This is a genomic window from Acetomicrobium mobile (genome assembly GCF_937920065.1).
In genome coordinates this window covers 1-2,471 of the sequence record NZ_CALETC010000002.1, presented here as the reverse complement: position 1 = coordinate 2,471, position 2,471 = coordinate 1, and the positions used below count along the sequence as shown (strand labels likewise).

Sequence of the window (2,471 nt, the reverse complement as noted above, 5' to 3'; positions counted from 1 at the left end):
TGCCTCCCTGCCAAATTTGCGGCAATACATCTTGCGCCCGCGAAGATGCAGCTAGTAAATTTCCACTCTCATCAACCAGGGCAACCCATCCCGGCAATGAAACATCCAAGACAAAAGAATCAAGTGCTCTTGACGATGTCATCATCTGGGCACGATGCATAAAACGTGGTCTGTCCACTCGCGCGGCCACTGATTGCGCTAGGTCCAATACGTAAGATTCGGCTATCTTTTTCATGGCCCTTTCATGTTCTACAACTCCCCACCCTGTAACGATCAAGATTGCAAGTGAAGGGATTAATACCAACAATGTAAGAATCAAGAGCAAATGCCTTCTCATTATTCCAACAATTCCTCCAAAGTTACTACACCATACTTTAAAGCCAAAAGTAGAGCTTCAGTTTTGTTGCGCGCTCCCAATTTATCGTATATTGATGCCAAGTGCGTTTGCACCGTCCTTTCACTTATAAAGAGTTTTGAAGCTATTTCCTTGCTCGATTCTCCTCTTCCAGCCAATAATAAGACTTCCCTCTCCCGCGGCGAAAGTTGTTCGGGGCTAAAGCCGGGTTCTTCAACAGCCAAGGCAACTTCTTTATCCAAGTATACCCCTTGCGATGCTACTATCTCTATGGCTCGCAAAAGTTCCTCCGGCGACGCAGTCTTTAGAATATAACCCTTTGCCCCTGCCCTCAAAGAGGCTAAGACGTATTGTTGGGCATCATAGGAAGTTAGCATCAGGCAAGCTACATTCAACCCCTCCTGCCTTACTCGACGAACCAAAGACACGCCATCAATACCTGGCATTCGAATGTCGATAAGTGCAACATCAGGAAGTTGTTCCTTTATCACTTCCCAAGCACTCTCACCATCAGAAGCTTCTCCTACCAGCTTAATATCTTCTTTTCCTTCCAAATAAGATTTAAATCCCTCTCGTGTCAAAGGATGATCATCAGCTAACACGACCTTTATGACCATTTTAATTCGCCTCCAACATAATATTATCCTATTTATGGTTTATGGCCTTCCTCTACACTAGTATTTTAACTATAATCCTCCAGCTTAATTACGCAAAGATGCTTATTTTATTGTCTCTGTACTGGTATCTGGTGTATCATAATTTTTGTTTAAAGGGGGTGAAATTGTGATAAACTCAAAGAAAATACTTGTATACATCTCATTAGCCTTGATTGTCATTTCCATTTACTTGGGAGTGGAGTTGCATAATTTAAAGGATCAACTTGCCTCGCTAGAAAGGGAACATCAAAAAATGCACTTAACGATTCCTCCTTCTCCCTCTTGGCCGGAAGGAATTGCGAAGGAAGAGGTGATTGATCAGCTTGCCAAACGCTCTGATATCTTTCCATGGCAAGGTGTGCTCGGAGGAACTATGGGGATTTACGATCAAGATTTAGTTTGGTTCATCGGCCCAACATGGTGTCTTGCTTACATAGAAGACGGACACATTGGCGGTTATGTTTTATTGCGATATGAGATCACACCCCAGGGGATCAAGTGGCAATTACTGGATAGCGAGCAAATCTAATTTTCGTGGCGCTGGCCAACCTGCTCATATCACACAATCCACTATCCTACAAAATTAGCTCCAAAGCAGGATGTTAACATCATCAATTTTTAACCAATTTAATTCTACCCGCCTCTACTTCTATACGCTTTGGAAAAAGGGACGCAAAATCAGAATCATGCGTTATGACCCCAACAAATGCTTCCCCGCCTAAATCATCAAATAAGTCTAACATCATTTCTAAATTTTCGTCATCCAGCATGGCCAGGCCCTCATCAATAAATAGAACTTGTTTAAATCCAACTTTATTGGCCAAATGTCTGAGCATTAGAAGGGCTACTACCGCTCTTTCTCCTCCTGATAAACTCGCAGCATCCCGCCTAAATCCATTGACTACCGCATAAAGCTTTCCGCTTTCCGACGTCAATGAAAAACCTTTGGATGAAAGGCTCTCGTTAACGGCACCGAGTAGCTCTTTAAGTATGGTATCGCTTAAAAATCGAACGAAATTCTTTCCATCGGAGTATCTTTGAAGCTTCAAGGCAACATCATAGGCCTGGTTAAGGTTCTCGTAATGTTCTCTTGTTAATCTCATCTCTTTTTCTAATTCTTTCCTCTGTCGTAAGTCGTACTTTAGCTTGCTCACAGCGTCTTTAAGGACTTCTTCGTCTGCCTCGAGCTTTCTTTTCAGATCCAATAACACGCTTGAATCTGGAATATCGTCTGAGACTTCAGACCTAAAGCATTGCAGTTCCTCTTGAGCTCGATGCAACAAACCCAGCAACCACTCGAGGTGGTTTTGTGCTTTTTCAACATCTGCCTGCCTACAAGGAGTCATATCGGGAGAGTGCACCAATGTGCATTTGTCTTCATGGGTTAACTGATACTTGATGCATGTCGTTTTAAAGAGGCTTGCGGCCTCTTTAAGTTTTTTATTCGCACTTTCGCATTC

General features: G+C 42.9%; 2 protein-coding genes and 2 pseudogenes. 1 reads left to right on the top strand and 3 read right to left on the bottom strand.

Annotated features, from left to right (window positions below):
* Positions 1-337, bottom strand: a pseudogene (locus Q7P41_RS00050) (sensor histidine kinase); the annotation flags it as partial.
* Complete coding sequence (locus tag Q7P41_RS00045; protein ID WP_303881035.1) at positions 337-972, bottom strand: response regulator transcription factor; 636 nt, start codon at positions 970-972, stop codon at positions 337-339. The gene Q7P41_RS00045 and the pseudogene Q7P41_RS00050, both read right to left, overlap by 1 nt.
* A 166-nt stretch (positions 973-1,138) precedes the next feature.
* On the opposite strand from Q7P41_RS00045, the gene Q7P41_RS00040 reads away from it, so the two are divergent.
* On the top strand, positions 1,139-1,540 hold the full coding sequence (locus Q7P41_RS00040) for a hypothetical protein (RefSeq protein ID WP_303881032.1): 402 nt from the start codon (positions 1,139-1,141) through the stop codon (positions 1,538-1,540).
* Positions 1,541-1,622: 82 nt separating this feature from the next.
* On the opposite strand, the pseudogene Q7P41_RS00035 reads toward Q7P41_RS00040, so the two are convergent.
* Positions 1,623-2,471 (bottom strand): annotated as a pseudogene (locus tag Q7P41_RS00035) (SMC family ATPase); the annotation flags it as partial.

Bases quoted from the DNA above. Each gene is read 5' to 3' on its own strand.
- Q7P41_RS00045 (WP_303881035.1), bottom strand. From the start codon at position 972: ATGGTCATAAAGGTCGTGTTAGCTGATGATCATCCTTTGACACGAGAG.